The organism is Vibrio sp. 1557, assembly GCF_033340175.1.
Lineage (GTDB): Bacteria > Pseudomonadota > Gammaproteobacteria > Enterobacterales > Vibrionaceae > Vibrio > Vibrio alginolyticus.
Genome location: NZ_JAWOVZ010000019.1, coordinates 75,086 through 91,306 on the forward strand (window position 1 = coordinate 75,086; position 16,221 = coordinate 91,306).

Sequence of the window (16,221 nt, forward strand, 5' to 3'; positions counted from 1 at the left end):
TACATAAGTTAGTTTTTAGTAACTTCCTATGCTTCTCGTGATCATTGGCTGAACGCCAACCTTCGAGATTTAATGACGATTCGTCACAATAGTGCGATAAAAAAGCCAACCATAACGTCAGATTGACCTTTCCAGTTTATTAGCGATTCACTGACTCTAAATAAGCAAGCTCTTCACTAAATAACTCCTGCTCCACTCGACGCCAGGTTTTACGGTAGTCCCATTCTGTAGATAAAGGCGACCAACCTAAACCATCAAGTAACATATTCGCGTTGTGCAGCACTGAGAATGGGTCTTGAATTCGCTGAATACATCGACTGTTCGATGCATTTTGCGCCAAAGCGTTTGAACCGAAGGCAATAGACCAGTTGGCGAATACAATAGCATCAGAACCAATTGCGGGAGAAAACTTAAGATCACCACATTCTACCGCATTGTTCACCAGCGCATCAGCACCATCTATTACTTGTTCTTCCAAGTTATTCAGTTCATTCACACGTTTAGGTGAAGCCTTCTCTAGAACCCAGGGCGTCTTTGCAACAATCGCACAGGTTGATAGTACTGGCTCCATACGAGCGTAAATACGATAACCTACATGCATCGCAATGATTTTTTCTCTGGTATTGCCATTAAATTTGGCGGTACGTTCGAAAAATATTGCTTCGCTTTTCAGCGAATGAATACAAAGCGCAAGAATCACATCTTCTTTGCTGCAAAAATGATTGTAGATCGTCCCTTTAGAATAAGGGCTTGACGCTGTAAGCTTGTCCATCGTTAAGTTGGCAAAGCCTTGCTCTTGAACTAAAGACTTAGCCAATTGAATAAGCTCTATCTCACGATCAGCAATCGCCTGTTGCTTTTTTGTTAGCCCTGAAGACACACGACATCCGTCTTGCTTGCTATATTTTTTACAGCGAAAGTTAAACATAATCCTTTGATCCGTATACCAACACACTCCCAATAATTGTAACACGATTCTTTAATACAGGAACGCAACTAAAGTTGACGAACCGTCATAAATGACACTTCGTCATAATAGATCAAAAAACAAACATTTCAAGTATGAATTTATAATTAGAAGATAAATAGCTACCAATTATGCATACCCAAGTAGCTACAGGATGCTTGGTTCAACGAGAATGGTTTCTTTGTAGAGGAAGCGAGAGAGGCTTTGGGAGGAACAACGAAGGAAATCAGCATGTTAAAAATAACGAAAGTAGATGCTGAACAGGTATTATTCGAAATAAGCCCAAAACACTTTAAGTCTGAATTAAGAGCAAACACCGCTGAATGCCCTACTTACAAAGTATTTGCTGTCTTAGGCTTTTTCTTTTGCAACGCCCTTTCAGAAACTCTCTTCAAAAAAGGCTCAAAATCTATATAGATAGGCTTGGCTTATCACCTGCAGCTGCGATGGCATAACGAATATCATCAATAAATCGCCCCTCTGTCTCAATAATGCCGTCAGAGAATGTGACTGGCTGATGTGGCCCAGCAAGTAGAACAATATTAGTAAAATCAGAGACATTAAAGTTCTCTGCTACAACATTTTTGGAATGAAAATCGATGACGGTCTTTGCGACTTGATCTTCCAGTAACAAAAGCTGTTCTTCGGTAATTTTCATACGCGCCAAAGCAACGCGAACACACTTATCGTGGGTAGTCGTCTGCTCTTTTATGATTTCTGTATATTTGTCGTTGAGCTTGGAGTTCTCTGCATAGCTATAATATAAAGGCCCGTGCAGCGTTATATTTTTATCTTCATCAACGTAAACGAGATCCAACAACTCTAATGCTTTTAAGTAATCAGACATGCTCTGCTCAGACAAGTCATACTTTTTCTTTAAAATAGAATAACCGTCTTTACCTCGAAGCATTCTCAATTCACGATAAAAGTCGTAAAGGTGAGGGAATTGAAAGAATACCTCATCCTGCGTACGACTAAAGTAATCCTCGTCTTCACCTTGCAATTGATTTGCGAGCTTTTGTAGTTCATCTAACGTGCAATCAACCGCTCTACAATATTCCAGCAACTTATCTAAAGCGAGATTCGTGCTTGTAAGATGTCTCTTAAAGGTAGATAGTGGCATACCCATTTTCTCAGATAGCTCTCGATATGTTAGCCCTTTTGTTTTAATCGCTTGGCGTAATGCGGCTAGCAAGTATTCGGGAGTCAGATCTCTCATCTACAATTCCTTTTGGCAATGTTACAGCTGTATAGTATTTGTAACAATTTAGAACCGCTTGGCAAGGTATAAGTTCATATTTTTATAAGAAAAACATGAATTAATATACTGAAAGTAGAATTCACACAACAAATGAAAAATTCAATATGAATTCAATTTCATTATAGATATAAAATAATATGCAAAATAAAAGTAAAGCAATCACTCTAAATTATCGTGATTAATTTTAATAGTAACGTAAAGTTGAGAATATAAATCTATTCGCTCTGCAAAAATCTAGAATAATTAACCTAAAAGGAACAGAACGGTAAATGCATAATAATTCACCGCTCTCTATTAGCATTTTTGCAATGCTATTCAAGTAGACTAGTCCGCTAGTTTCACTGCAGTACCAAATGCCAAAATTTCCGAAGAGCCATCTACGATTGAGCTTGTGGTAAATCGAATCCCTACAATTGCATCGGCACCTTTAGATTCAGCGTCCGCCACCATGCGCCGTATAGCAATATCACGCGCGTCGGTCATCATTTCCGTGTAACCACGAATTTCGCCGCCAACAATGCTCTTGATACCCGCCATGAGGTCACGGCCAATATGCTTTGATTGAACAACATTACCAGTTACAACCCCTCTGATTTCAGAGATCTGCTGGCCAGGAATGCTTTCGGTCGTTGTGTAGATCATTTTTAATCCCTTATAAACGTAAAAATTTATACCCAAGCTACCTTATAACTAACATAAGATGCTAACCAATAAATTGAGAAGACTGATAAACAATACTCTAAATAGCCAAGCTAAAAGTCATTTGGGTATAAATTTTAGCAATAAAAAAGGAGAGCTAATGCTCTCCTTCTCTTAATCCTAAACTGCTAATTAAAGAGCAGCTTTCGCTTTTTCAACTAGAACTGCAAATGCAGCTTTGTCGAATACTGCGATGTCCGCAAGGATCTTACGGTCGATCTCGATAGATGCTTTCTTAAGACCGTTGATGAAACGGCTGTAAGATAGACCATTTTGACGAGATGCCGCATTGATACGTGCAATCCATAGTTGACGGAATTGACGTTTCTTAGCGCGACGGTCACGGTAAGCGTATTGACCAGCTTTAGTAACTGCTTGGAAAGCTACGCGGTAAACGCGTGAACGCGCACCGTAGTAACCTTTAGCTTGTTTTAGAACTTTCTTATGACGTGCACGAGCTTGTACACCACGTTTTACGCGAGGCATTATGCTTCTCCTAAACTAAACGATTGATAACTAAAAAGAATTAAGCGTATGGCAACATACGGATTACTGCAGCCACTTCACATTTTGGAAGGATTGCATTCGGACGTAGTTGACGCTTGTTCTTAGTAGTACGCTTAGTCAAGATGTGACGTTTTGTAGCGTGCTTGTACTTAATACCACCAGCAGTTTTCTTAAAACGCTTAGCAGCACCTTTGTTGGTTTTCATCTTAGGCATGATGAATAACTCCGCATTGAGTAGGTTTAATAAACAACGTAATTAGGGCGAACAAAACCCAGCCATATGCCTTTATATAAAGGAAAGCGGCTAGGTTTTAATTACTTGATGAGCCGTTAATTACTTCTTTTTAGGGGCTAGCACCATGATCATCTGGCGACCTTCAATCTTCTTAGGGAAAGATTCAACTACAGCAATTTCTGCAGTATCTTCCTTAAGACGATTTAGAACGTCAACACCGATGTCTTGGTGTGCCATCTCTCGGCCACGGAAGCGAATTGTTACTTTCACTTTGTTGCCTTCTTCAAGGAAACGCGTCAGGTTGCGTAGTTTTACCTGATAGTCTCCAATATCAGTTCCAGGACGGAATTTTACTTCCTTGATCTGGACCTGCTTTTGCTTCTTCTTCTGCTCTTTAGCAGTTTTGCTCTTCTCGAAGAGGAACTTACCATAGTCCATCACACGACAAACAGGTGGCTCGGCGTTAGGACTGATCTCAACGAGATCCATACCAGCTTCTTCAGCAGCTGCAATGGCTTCTTGAATCGATACAACACCAACTGATTCACCGTCAGCGCCTGTTAGTCGAACTTCACGAATACCACGAATTTCACCGTTGATACGGTGCGGGTTTTGTTTTACCGGCTGTTGGCCACGTCTTCCGCCTTTAATAGCTTATTCCTCCAGATTGAGCTTACGGCTAGAGATCTCGTCTTGGATGTATGCAATAAAATCATCCACTTTAAATTTACCAAGATCTTTACCTTTACGAGTACGCACTGCAATTTCGCCAGCTTCCATTTCTTGGTCACCAACAACAAGCATATACGGTACACGCTTCAAAGTATGTTCGCGGATTTTAAAGCCAATCTTCTCATTTCTCAAGTCCGCTTTAGCTCTAATTCCACTTTTTTGTAGTTTTTGTACTATTTCTTGAACATAACCTGACTGTTTATCAGTAATGTTCATAAGAACTGCTTGTTCTGGCGCCAACCAAGTTGGGAAGAAACCAGCATATTCTTCGATAAGGATACCGATGAAGCGCTCTAGTGAACCTAGAATCGCACGGTGAATCATTACCGGTACAAGACGTTCATTGTTTTCACCTACATAAGTTGCACCTAAGCGACCTGGTAGGTTGAAGTCTAGCTGGACAGTACCACACTGCCACGCACGGTCTAGACAATCGTATAGTGTGAATTCAATCTTAGGACCGTAGAACGCACCCTCGCCTTCTTGAATTTCGTATGGGATATCCATCGATTCAAGAGACTGCTTCAATGCTTCTTCAGATTGATCCCAGATTTCATCTGAACCTACACGTTTCTCTGGACGAGTAGACAGTTTCACTACGATGTTGTCGAAACCAAATGTTTGGTACGTATCGTACACCATCTTGATACAGTTTGTTACTTCTTCTTGAATTTGGCTCTCAGTACAGAAAATGTGAGCGTCATCCTGAGTAAAGCCACGTACACGCATAATACCGTGTAGTGCACCAGATGGTTCGTTACGGTGACATGAGCCAAACTCAGCCATACGTAGCGGTAGGTCGCGGTACGATTTTAGACCTTGGTTGAAGATCTGTACGTGACCTGGACAGTTCATTGGCTTAATCGCGTATTCACGGTTCTCAGAAGAAGTTGTGAACATTGCATCAGCGTATTTGTCCCAGTGCCCAGAGCGTTCCCAAAGAACACGGTCCATCATAAGTGGACCTTTCACTTCTTGGTAACCGTACTCATCTAGCTTAGCGCGGATGAATACTTCTAGATCACGGAAGATAGACCAACCATTGTGATGCCAGAACACCATACCCGGTGCTTCTTGCTGCATGTGGAATAGGTCTAGTTGCTTACCAATCTTACGGTGATCACGCTTCGCCGCTTCTTCTAGGCGAGTTAGGTGCGCTTTCAGTGCTTTCTTGTCGTGGAAAGCCGTACCGTAGATACGTTGAAGCATTTTGTTGTCGCTGTTACCACGCCAGTAAGCACCTGCAACATTCAGCAAAGTGAAGTGTTGACAGAAGCTCATGTTAGGAACGTGAGGACCACGACACATGTCGATGTATTCTTCATGGTGGTAAAGGCCTGGACGATCATCACGAGATACGTTTTCGTCAAGGATTTCCACTTTGTATGGTTCGCCACGTGATTCAAACGTATCACGCGCTTCCTGCCAGCTTACTTTTTTCTTAACCACTTCGTACTTGGTTTTCGCTAGCTCTTTCATACGCTTTTCAATCTTTTCAAGATCTTCTTGCGTTAGAGATTCGTCTAGGTCGATATCGTAGTAGAAGCCATTGTCGATGGTTGGACCAATCGCCATTTTAGCTTGAGGGTAAAGCTGCTTAAGAGCGTGACCAAGAAGGTGAGCACAAGAGTGACGAACGATTTCTAGACCGTCTACTTCATCTTTAACTGTGATGATTTCAAGGCTTGCGTCTTCTTCAATTAGGTCACACGCATCAACGCGGTTACCGTTTACACGACCAGCGATAGTTGCTTTGGCAAGACCGGGACCGATCGATTGCGCAACTTCCATAGTAGATACTGGGTTGTCAAATTGACGCTGACTGCCGTCAGGAAGAGTAATAATAGGCATGCTATGTCCTTTACAGTGGTGTTGCACACCAAGCAACACATGTTATTCAAATTAGAAGCTATTTGTTGAAAATAGTTGAGAGTCAATAAAGGCCTCTCGGTAACACGAATACCGGACCGTTATCGAAAGTGGGATTGTACCTAGCTCACATTTAGAATGCAAAGCGCGATTTTGTTTTGTCATAAGAACTTAACCGCAGACCCGTCACGACAATCTGATCATGCTTTTTTAAGAGACCGCATAACTTGTAAACGGAATTACCCCTCAATGAACTTACACAACAAATTACAATATTGCCTATTACGTGTGAACCGATACAAAGCTTAACACGCTTGGCGAGAGCTCAACGTGCGATTTAGGTATATAGTTGTTTTATAGAGTAGTTTGTATGTAGGTATTCATCATGGTCTATTTCAAATCGCGCTTTATGGTGCTTCTAAGCACCTCGATATGTTCTTTGCAAGCCTTCGCATCAAGTGACTTATATGGCCCGCTGCGTTCTTACGCACAATCCCCAATGCAAGTGGTTAGTCACACCAACATACTACGTTCAGGACACAGTCTGCCCTCTGGGTTTGTCGAAGCCTATGGTTCGGGAACCGTGGCAAGTGTTTGGGCTCATACTGATGAATACGCACTGGATTATTACCACAATCAAATCGAATTAGGCAGCAAATGGCAAGTCAGCAACCGTTGGCAGTGGGAGCTCAACTATCGATGGGTCTTTGCCGCTGACAACCATTTAGATGGACTGACGAAAAGCTTCCATAAACTTTTCGGTATCGGACAAAATGGGCGGGATAAAGTAGACAGAGATCGTTTTTACATTTCAATGCCGCAATATGATGTGCTTGAAGATGATTTCGAAGGACAAACACTGGCCAATAACCTATCTACTTACTTACAGTATCAAGTGTTCCAAAATGAACATCACGGCCTATCGATTGGCGGCAGTTTGTATTTTAACGATGTGGCTCACGGTACTTTTCAAGGTAGCAGTTTCGAGCAAGGCTTCCAATTAAACTACAGCTACTTAAGTGATGCTCATGCATTTTATTCGATGATTGGCATGACTTTTCGCTCGGATGACCGTGCCTTGCTCGATCTGCCCTATCGACATAATACGATTGCCATTGCGGGTGGGTACCGTTATGCCTTAGAAGATAACCATCACCTGATGTTGGAATATCATTGGTATCAAGGCTCAACAGAAGGGCCCACAGAGTTTGCTGATGCCTCTAATGAACTGGTATTGGGCTATCGATATCTAATGGAAAATTCAGCGCTTGAGTTTTTAGCCGTAGAGAACGCAAGAAACATGGATAACAGTACCGATATCGCTTTCACAATAGGATATCGGTACATATTTTCATCAAGTTGATGAGAGCTATAGATTTAGCGTTGGTGCAACTGCGGCAGCGACTTGAGCATCGGTTGCATTGATCGGCAACGTAAACGAGCGATATTGGTCACCAGCCAAGCTGAGCGAACGGTCAATCTCTGCCAAACAATGCATGACCTGCCCTTCCAGAATAAAAGAGAGCTCAATTTCTTTTGATGAGATAAAGCCGCTGTTACGGAACTCTAGCTCTTGATAAATACCAGAGCGAGAGGCAAACGAGCCACCGCGCAAAAAGCCTTTTTCAACATCGGCTTTAACCATAGTGAAGCCAGCTTGCTCGATCGCTTGAATAACCCGAGATGCTACTGGTAGTGGTTTCACTTCAATATAGTCACGGTCACGCGGGTCAATCGCAAAATCAATATCTAACGTCGTCTCGACCCAAACATGACATTGATTCTTAAGTGCGCTAACCGCAGTAATTGGCGTTTCATCATGCAGTTTTAGCTCAAACGGAACCTGCTTTTCTTCATTAGGTTGAATCACAAAAGGGTCAACTGCTTTCAATTGATCAATAGTGAAGGTTTGGTAACTTACGCTATCATCCACTTCGACTTTCATTTCCGTGTTCAATTTAATCGTAATAGCATCAATTTGTTGTTCGACGTCTCCGCCTTTGATATGAACATGCCCTTTCAGCGTCGCTCCTTGAAACACGCTCATTTCGTCCAAAATGGTATCTACTTTTGCAGAGCCGATCCCCAGTGATGCTTTCAATTTTTTAAACATATTTTTCCTTTTTTAGCGACTTTTCTTCTAATGATCGTTTGTTTACACAATTGTTTTCTGCTGTGCAAGCAATAGACCACAAGAAAATGTTTGAATTCAATCATCAATCCAAATAATGCTCAGCAGCAAGAGTCATTCAGCCCTGCAATAGGATTGTTCGGTCACTAAGCTGTACATTCGTCGAGAAATGTTTGCAATTTGTACCTAAATTAAGCAGTATTTGTATAGTCAAATAAAGGAAAATGATTATGTCTGCACCACTCTACATTCAAATTAAACAATTTATCCTGGATAAAATTGAGGCTGGAGAGTGGGTAGTTGGTCATCGCATCGCCACCGAGATTGAGCTTACCGAGCAATTTGGTGTCAGTAGAATGACAGTGAACAAAGCAATTCGGGATTTAGTTAATGAGGGCCGATTACAACGTCGCCCACGCTTAGGCACGTTCGTGTGTGATCCTAGTGAAAAGTCAGAATCTCCCCTGCTAGACATTCGAAACATTGCCGAAGAAGTCAGCGATAGAGGGCGAAAGTATGGCAGTAAAGTGCTCAAACAGATTGCCATAAAAGCAGATGACAACATTGCGACAAAACTCGGCGTTATGCTAGGCACGACAGTGTTTTACAGTGAAATTATTCACTATGAAGACCAAACGCCGATTCAATTGGAGCTCCGCTGGGTGAATAGCCAATATGCTCCGAGTTATTTAAATCAAGACTTCACACAAATCACTCCAAATCAATACCTGTCAAATAATTGCCCACTCAGCGCGATAGAACATACTGTAGAGGCAATTGTGCCTGAAAGCCGTATTAAGCAAGACTTAAAAATGCAAGCCAATGAACCTTGCCTTCTCTTGAATCGCAGAACGTGGAGCCAAGATAAATTAGTCAGTACCGCCCTACTTTATCACCCTGGTAGCAAATATAAGCTGAGCTCAAAAGTGCTCATTTAAGGACAAGATTTGTCCTCTAGATCTACGTTTTGATCACATTTTAGCAACATCAACCTTGTCAGTGTTCTTATTTTGCTCTATTTATTTGTATATACATTTAATGATACAAATAAACACAGGGACACAAACATGGATTTGCTGATTGAAAACGCACGTCTAGTTACCATGCAATCGGGAGAATGCGGATACCTTCCAACGCCTCCAGCGCGCATTGGTATTCAATCTGGAAAAATCGTTGCGATCAGTACCTGTGCCATTGGTGAAGACGCACCGCAAACCGAGTCTCTGTTGTCTGCCCAACATTACCCTCAGAGTATCGATCTTCAAGGCCAGTTAGTTCTGCCAGGTTTGATCGACTGCCACACTCATCTTATTTACGCGGGCAATCGTGCCAACGAATTTGAAATGCGCTTAAACGGCGTGCCATATCAAGAAATTTCCAAACAAGGCGGCGGGATTCTCTCAACGGTACATGCGACACGCTCTGCAACCGAAGCACAACTAGTTGAGTTAGCGTTACCACGTTTAGATGGGTTACTCGCGAGTGGCGTCACTTCTGTCGAGGTGAAATCTGGCTATGGATTGACACTGAATGATGAAATAAAAATGCTCCGTGCCGCCAAAATGCTAGAGCAAGAGCGCAAAGTTAAAATCACCACTACACTTCTCGCCGCTCACGCTATTCCGCCAGAGTTTCAAGGTCGTGCAGATGATTATATTGAGCACATTTGTCAGGACATAATCCCTGTTGTCGCAAAGGAAGAATTAGCTACGAGTGTCGATGTTTTTTGTGAATCGATTGGTTTCAATCTTGAACAAACAGAAAAAGTGTTTGTAGCTGCAAAACGCCACGGCTTAAAGGTTAAAGGGCATACTGAGCAACTTTCTAATCTCGGTGGTACAGCCCTCACTGCGCAATACAACGGTCTGTCAGCGGATCACATCGAGTTTTTAGATGAGCAAGGTGTTAAAGCACTTGCTCGATCAAACACCGTCGCCACTCTATTGCCTGGCGCTTTTTATTTTCTAAGAGAGACTCAGTTACCACCGATTGAGTTATTGAGAGAGCATAACGTGCCGATGGCAATTGCTACGGACGTCAACCCAGGTACATCACCATTTTCTGATCTCACACTCATGCTGAATATGGCGTGCACGCTATTTCGCCTTACACCGCAAGAAGCACTGCGTGGTGTAACGCAACATGCAGCCAAAGCTCTGGGTTATCAAAACTCACGTGGCGAAATCAAAGTAGGGTTTGATGCGGACTTCTCTATCTGGGATATCGAAAACCCTGCGGATTTAAGCTATCAAGTCGGAGCAAAACGTCTGGTAGGTCGTATAGTAAATGGTGAATACATTTCACACGGAGGCCAATAATATGTCTCAATTCGACCTACACTCTCCCCTATTTCATTGGCAAGGCCGTCATGATGCCGAGGACGGCAAGCTTGGTCAGCGAATTCATCACGTTGTTCAACGCCAAAAAGCAGATGAGTTGAGTGCCGTTGCGCATGGCGTCTCATTACTCGGTTTTGCTACCGACGCTGGCGTTGCGAGAAACAAAGGACGCATTGGCGCGAAAAAAGCGCCAGACTTAATCCGACGAGCACTCGCTAATTTAGCATGGCACCAAGACGCCCCACTATATGACTTAGGTACTGTGGTGTGTGAAGACGACTTACTGGAAGAGAGCCAAGCTCTATGTGCAGCAACCATTTCAAGCGCACTGCCCCATACGCCAGTCATCGTGCTGGGTGGTGGGCATGAGATTGCGTGGGCCTCGTTTTCCGGCTTAGCGGAATATTTTAAAGCGCACCATCCAGAGAAGAAGCCTAAAATCGGCATTATCAATTTCGATGCGCATTTCGATTTGCGCGCATTCGAGAGTAACCTCGCCGACATAAGACCGAGCTCTGGTACACCCTTCAACCAAATTCATCATTTTTGTCAACGTAACGATTGGGACTTTCATTACGCTTGTATTGGTGTAAGCCGCAGTAGCAACACTAAAGCGCTATTTGAAAAAGCAGATGCGTTAAATGTTTGGTATGTAGAGGACAATCAGCTCTGCTACTTAAACCACAGTTATCACTTAACTCAGCTTCAGCATTTTATTGACGACTGTGACCACCTCTATTTGACCATTGATCTGGATGTATTTCCTGCCGCAACCGCACCTGGAGTCAGCGCACCAGCAGCTCGGGGAGTGAGTTACGACACAATTGCCCCCTTTTTAGATCGAATTCTTCATTACAAAAATAAGTTAATGCTGGCTGATATCGCCGAATACAACCCAAATTATGACGTCGATAGTCAAACAGCACGATTAGCTGCCCGTTTGTGTTGGGATATCGCCAACGCAATGGCGGAAAAACAGCACAAACCATAATGCATCCCAGATGCCACTGATTATTACGACCAAGCAAGTACTTGGTCATCACGAGAAACTAAAGGAGTCTGAAATGACACAGCGCCAGGGACAAGATCCACGACTTGATACAAGCAGAACAATTCGTGCACCTCACGGAGATAAACTGCGCGCAAAATCTTGGCTAACCGAAGCCCCTCTTCGTATGCTGATGAACAACCTTGATCCTGATGTTGCAGAACATCCACATTCACTGGTTGTATATGGCGGCATTGGCCGAGCAGCGCGAAACTGGGAATGTTACGACAAGATTGTTGAAGTACTTGAAAGACTCGAAGATGACCAAACGCTTTTAGTTCAATCAGGCAAGCCTGTTGGTGTTTTCCCTACTCATAAAAATGCCCCACGCGTGCTTATCGCAAACTCAAACCTTGTTCCGCATTGGGCAAACTGGGAACACTTCAACGAGCTCGATAAACAAGGCTTGATGATGTACGGCCAAATGACCGCTGGCAGCTGGATATACATTGGCTCGCAAGGTATCGTACAAGGCACATACGAAACGTTCGTATCTGTTGCAAAAAAACACTTTGACGGTGACGCAAATGGCCGTTGGATTCTAACGGGTGGTCTTGGTGGCATGGGTGGTGCTCAACCTCTCGCTGGTACAATGGCGGGCTTCTCCATGATTGCAGTAGAGTGTGATGAATCACGTATCGATTACCGCCTACGTACAGGCTATGTCGATAAGAAAGCGACTTCTTTAGGTGAAGCGCTAGCTATCATTAAAGAGTCAGACACACCAGTATCGATTGGTCTACTAGGTAATGCAGCAGACGTTTTCTCTGAGCTGGTAGAACGTAATATCACGCCTGATGTCGTAACAGACCAAACGTCTGCACACGACCCGCTCAATGGCTATTTACCACAGGGCTGGAGCATGTCTCACGCAGCAGAAATGCGTTTGCAAGATGAAGCAATGGTCGTAAAAGCAGCGAAAAAATCCATGGCTGTGCAAGTTCAAGCGATGTTAGAGCTGCAAAATCGCGGCGCCGCAACACTCGACTACGGTAACAACATCCGCCAGATGGCCTTGGAAGAAGGCGTAGAAAACGCATTTGATTTCCCTGGCTTCGTTCCAGCCTACATTCGTCCTCTATTCTGTGAAGGTATCGGTCCTTTCCGTTGGGCTGCTCTCTCTGGCGATCCTGAGGACATTTATAAAACCGACCAAAAAGTAAAAGAGCTAATTCCAGATAATCCGCACTTACATAACTGGCTAGATATGGCTCGCGAACGCATCCAGTTCCAAGGTTTACCTGCGCGTATTTGCTGGGTTGGTCTTAAAGATCGTGAGCGTCTTGGTCAAGCATTCAACGAAATGGTGAAAAATGGCGAACTTAAGGCGCCCGTTGTCATTGGTCGAGACCACTTAGACTCTGGCTCTGTAGCAAGCCCGAACCGTGAAACCGAAGGTATGATGGACGGATCTGACGCCGTATCAGACTGGCCATTATTAAACGCGCTACTCAACACGGCGGGCGGCGCAACTTGGGTTTCACTACACCACGGTGGTGGCGTAGGTATGGGCTTCTCGCAACACTCAGGTATGGTTATCTGCTGTGACGGCAGTGAAGATGCCTCAGAACGTATTGCCCGCGTGCTGCATAACGACCCAGCAACAGGCGTGATGCGTCATGCTGATGCGGGATACGATATCGCTAAACAATGTGCAGCAGAGCAAGGGCTAGATTTGCCAATGCTCAACGAAGAACTGAAGAAGCTCAAGTAAGGATGAAAGAGATGTTAAATTTAACGCTAAAGCCAGGTCATATTAGCTTAAACGAACTACGCCAAGTGAGCCGTTCACCAGTCAACCTTACTTTGGATCCTGAAGCCATTCCGGCCATTGAAGAAAGCACGCAAGTCGTAGACCGAGTCATCGCGGAAGATAGAACGGTTTACGGAATTAACACTGGTTTTGGGCTATTGGCTAACACACGAATAGCACCAGAAGATTTAGAAACACTTCAACGCAGTATCGTTCTTTCTCATGCGGCAGGTATCGGTGAGTTTATGTCAGATGAAACGGTTCGTCTGATGATGGTATTAAAAATCAATAGTCTGTCTCGTGGCTTTTCTGGGATTCGCCTAAAAGTCATTAATATGCTGACCGACCTAGTCAACGCACAAGTTTACCCTTGCGTACCTAAAAAGGGCTCTGTTGGCGCATCAGGTGACTTAGCTCCTCTAGCCCATATGAGCACAGTATTACTGGGAGAAGGACAAGCTCGCCACAACGGTAATATCATTTCCGGGCAAGAAGCATTAAAAATCGCAGGTCTAGAGCCTATCACTCTGGCGCCAAAAGAAGGCTTAGCGCTACTAAATGGGACTCAGGCATCCACAGCGTTTGCATTGGAAGGCCTGTTTATCGCGGAAGATCTTTTCGCGTCAGCAACCGTTTGTGGTGCAATGTCTGTTGAAGCCGCTCTCGGCAGCCGACGTCCATTCGATCCGCGCATTCACCGTGTACGTGGTCATCGCAGCCAGATGGACGCAGCACTCGCATACCGTCATTTGTTAGACACAACGAGTGAAATAGGTGATTCGCATACTAACTGTGAAAAAGTACAAGACCCGTATTCTTTGCGCTGTCAGCCTCAAGTGATGGGCGCGTGTTTACAGCAAATCCGCAATGCGGCCGAAGTATTACAAGTAGAGGCTAATTCCGTATCAGATAATCCGTTGGTGTTTGCTGAAGATGGTGACATCATCTCTGGCGGTAACTTCCATGCGGAGCCTGTTGCAATGGCAGCCGACAACCTAGCACTTGCGATTGCCGAGATCGGTAGCTTGTCTGAACGTCGTATGGCATTACTTATCGATAGCGCGCTATCAAAACTACCACCTTTCTTAGTCGACAATGGTGGTGTGAACTCTGGTTTCATGATTGCTCAGGTTACCTCTGCTGCGTTAGCAAGTGAAAACAAAACACTCGCTCACCCAGCGTCAGTAGACAGCTTGCCAACATCTGCAAACCAAGAAGATCACGTGTCAATGGCAACATTCGCGGCTCGCAGATTGAAAGAAATGGGCGAAAACACTCGCGGTATTCTGGCGGTAGAATACCTCTCAGCAGCACAAGGCCTAGACTTTAGAGCACCAAACAAGTCCTCTGAGCGTATTGAGATTGCGAAACAAATGTTGCGTGAAAAAGTATCGTTCTACGATAAAGATCGCTACTTTGCTCCAGACATTGAACAGGCAAATACTCTGCTTAAGCTGGCTATCCACAACACGCTCATGCCAGAGAGCTTGTTACCAAGTGTTCAATAACCAAGCATAACTGGCATTTCATCGAATAAACAGATAATGACTTGAAGGCTCTACGTTCAGCGTGGAGCCTTTTTACATACGATTAAACATGTTGATGGCACTATTTATGAACGCCAGTCTACTTTGATGGCTATACTTTAAAAGATAGGCGAGCGAAAAGGTCGTTGTTTATTGTTTTCACAAATAAAAGCGTTGCTAAAGTATGCGTTTTTAACGGTTTATCCGCCGAAATTGTGTCTTATTGTTAGGATACGGTGAAGTTTTCACTGGATGGACCATTGCTACGCAGATATTCGCATATAATCCCACACAGTTTTGGTTACTACGTAAAAATTATGTTTCTAACACCTTATTTTTCAAACACTAATCACCAGTTTCAGTTCACTCGCGAACAAGCAAGCCACTTTGCAAAACGTGTCGCAGGTGACTACAACCCAATTCATGATGAAGACAACAAACGCTTTTGTGTCCCTGGAGATTTACTTTTCGCTGTGCTTCTTAGTAAAGAAGGCGTTAGCCAAAAGATGCGTTTTAACTTCTCTGGCATGGTAAACGATGGTGTAGCACTTCATATTGAAAATAAGTGTGACAAAGAAAGCGCTGTTGTTGACGAGGCAGGTAAAGAATACTTACACATGTCCCGTGAAGGTGAAACTAACCACGATCCGGCATTTATTGAGCATGTAGTGACAAATTACGTGCAATTTTCTGGTATGAACTTCCCTCACATCATGGTTCCTCTTATGGAAGAGAAGCAAATGATGATTAACTGCCAGCGTCCATTAGTTATTTATGAAAGCATGGAAGTCGAATTTTCACGCTTAGACCTTACGCATCCAGAGGTGGATTTCACTGGCGCAACATTCGACGTAGAAGGAAAACGAGGTGTAGTCACCTTAAACTTTGCGTTTAAAGAAGACGGTGAAGTCGTTGGTAAAGGTATTAAGCGCATGGTTGCCAGTGGCTTGAAGCCATATGACCAAGAAGCGGTTGATGACCTTGTACGCCGCTTTAATGAACGTAAGGATGCATTCCTAGCAAAGTTCGTTAAGGCAGCCTAGTCGACTGCCCTATCAGAAGCGCACAAAAAACGTGTTTGACCCGTCCTGATATGGGTTGACACTTTTTAACTAAAACGCTCGATGTACTTCATCGGGCGTTTTGTATTTTAA

Annotated in this window: 16 protein-coding genes; 8 read left to right on the forward strand and 8 right to left on the reverse strand. The window is 43.7% G+C overall.

What is annotated here, in order from left to right; genetic code table 11:
- Positions 1 to 139: 139 nt before the first annotated feature.
- Entirely contained in the window at positions 140 to 928 is a 789-nt protein-coding gene (locus R7070_RS18850; protein ID WP_005377913.1) for a TetR/AcrR family transcriptional regulator, read from the reverse strand.
- A 270-nt stretch (positions 929 to 1,198) separates the two neighbouring features.
- Between R7070_RS18850 and R7070_RS18855 the strand changes: the two genes are divergently transcribed.
- Complete coding sequence (locus tag R7070_RS18855) at positions 1,199 to 1,384, forward strand: hypothetical protein (protein WP_005377915.1); 186 nt, start codon at positions 1,199 to 1,201, stop codon at positions 1,382 to 1,384.
- Here R7070_RS18855 and R7070_RS18860 read toward each other — a convergent pair.
- From R7070_RS18860 to thrS, 6 genes are all read right to left on the reverse strand, one after another.
- The gene (locus tag R7070_RS18860; RefSeq protein WP_005385480.1) at positions 1,377 to 2,186 is read right to left on the reverse strand and encodes a helix-turn-helix domain-containing protein; all 810 of its coding nucleotides are present in this window, start codon (positions 2,184 to 2,186) and stop codon (positions 1,377 to 1,379) included. The genes R7070_RS18855 and R7070_RS18860 overlap by 8 nt on opposite strands.
- Positions 2,187 to 2,552: 366 nt before the next feature.
- A complete protein-coding gene (locus tag R7070_RS18865; RefSeq protein WP_256900570.1) occupies positions 2,553 to 2,870 on the reverse strand; it encodes a heavy metal-binding domain-containing protein in 318 nt (105 codons plus the stop codon).
- 189 nt (positions 2,871 to 3,059) lie between these two features.
- Entirely contained in the window at positions 3,060 to 3,413 is a 354-nt protein-coding gene (gene rplT / locus R7070_RS18870) for a 50S ribosomal protein L20 (protein WP_004727974.1), read from the reverse strand.
- Between the two features lie 40 nt (positions 3,414 to 3,453).
- Complete coding sequence (gene rpmI / locus R7070_RS18875; protein WP_005377932.1) at positions 3,454 to 3,648, reverse strand: 50S ribosomal protein L35; 195 nt, start codon at positions 3,646 to 3,648, stop codon at positions 3,454 to 3,456.
- Positions 3,649 to 3,768: 120 nt separating this feature from the next.
- Positions 3,769 to 4,320 (reverse strand): translation initiation factor IF-3, encoded by a 552-nt coding sequence (gene infC, locus R7070_RS18880; protein ID WP_080276913.1) that lies wholly within the window; start codon positions 4,318 to 4,320, stop codon positions 3,769 to 3,771.
- 3 nt (positions 4,321 to 4,323) lie between these two features.
- On the reverse strand, positions 4,324 to 6,252 hold the full coding sequence (thrS, locus tag R7070_RS18885; RefSeq protein WP_005395892.1) for a threonine--tRNA ligase: 1,929 nt from the start codon (positions 6,250 to 6,252) through the stop codon (positions 4,324 to 4,326).
- A gap of 403 nt (positions 6,253 to 6,655) precedes the next feature.
- On the opposite strand from thrS, the gene R7070_RS18890 reads away from it, so the two are divergent.
- Positions 6,656 to 7,633: a DUF3187 family protein gene (locus R7070_RS18890; protein ID WP_054576442.1), complete on the forward strand. Its 978-nt coding sequence runs from the start codon at positions 6,656 to 6,658 to the stop codon at positions 7,631 to 7,633.
- Positions 7,634 to 7,639: 6 nt separating this feature from the next.
- Here R7070_RS18890 and R7070_RS18895 read toward each other — a convergent pair whose 3' ends face one another.
- Positions 7,640 to 8,383, reverse strand: a complete 744-nt coding sequence (locus tag R7070_RS18895) for a sporulation protein (protein ID WP_017821818.1) — start codon at positions 8,381 to 8,383, stop codon at positions 7,640 to 7,642.
- 248 nt (positions 8,384 to 8,631) lie between these two features.
- On the opposite strand from R7070_RS18895, the gene hutC reads away from it, so the two are divergent.
- The 6 genes from hutC to R7070_RS18925 all read left to right on the forward strand — a co-directional run bounded on the left by hutC (position 8,632) and on the right by R7070_RS18925 (position 16,110).
- Entirely contained in the window at positions 8,632 to 9,339 is a 708-nt protein-coding gene (gene hutC, locus R7070_RS18900; protein ID WP_213889996.1) for a histidine utilization repressor, read from the forward strand.
- Positions 9,340 to 9,468: 129 nt separating this feature from the next.
- The gene (gene hutI, locus R7070_RS18905; protein ID WP_115385886.1) at positions 9,469 to 10,719 is read left to right on the forward strand and encodes an imidazolonepropionase; all 1,251 of its coding nucleotides are present in this window, start codon (positions 9,469 to 9,471) and stop codon (positions 10,717 to 10,719) included.
- Position 10,720: 1 nt separating this feature from the next.
- Positions 10,721 to 11,731, forward strand: coding sequence for a formimidoylglutamase (gene hutG / locus R7070_RS18910; protein WP_170897140.1), 1,011 nt, complete (start codon positions 10,721 to 10,723; stop codon positions 11,729 to 11,731).
- A 73-nt stretch (positions 11,732 to 11,804) separates the two neighbouring features.
- Entirely contained in the window at positions 11,805 to 13,502 is a 1,698-nt protein-coding gene (gene hutU, locus R7070_RS18915) for a urocanate hydratase (protein ID WP_256900571.1), read from the forward strand.
- Positions 13,503 to 13,513: 11 nt separating this feature from the next.
- A complete protein-coding gene (gene hutH, locus R7070_RS18920) occupies positions 13,514 to 15,049 on the forward strand; it encodes a histidine ammonia-lyase (RefSeq protein ID WP_170893862.1) in 1,536 nt (511 codons plus the stop codon).
- A 335-nt stretch (positions 15,050 to 15,384) separates the two neighbouring features.
- Positions 15,385 to 16,110, forward strand: coding sequence for a DUF3581 domain-containing protein (locus tag R7070_RS18925; protein ID WP_017821813.1), 726 nt, complete (start codon positions 15,385 to 15,387; stop codon positions 16,108 to 16,110).
- Positions 16,111 to 16,221: the final 111 nt, after the last annotated feature.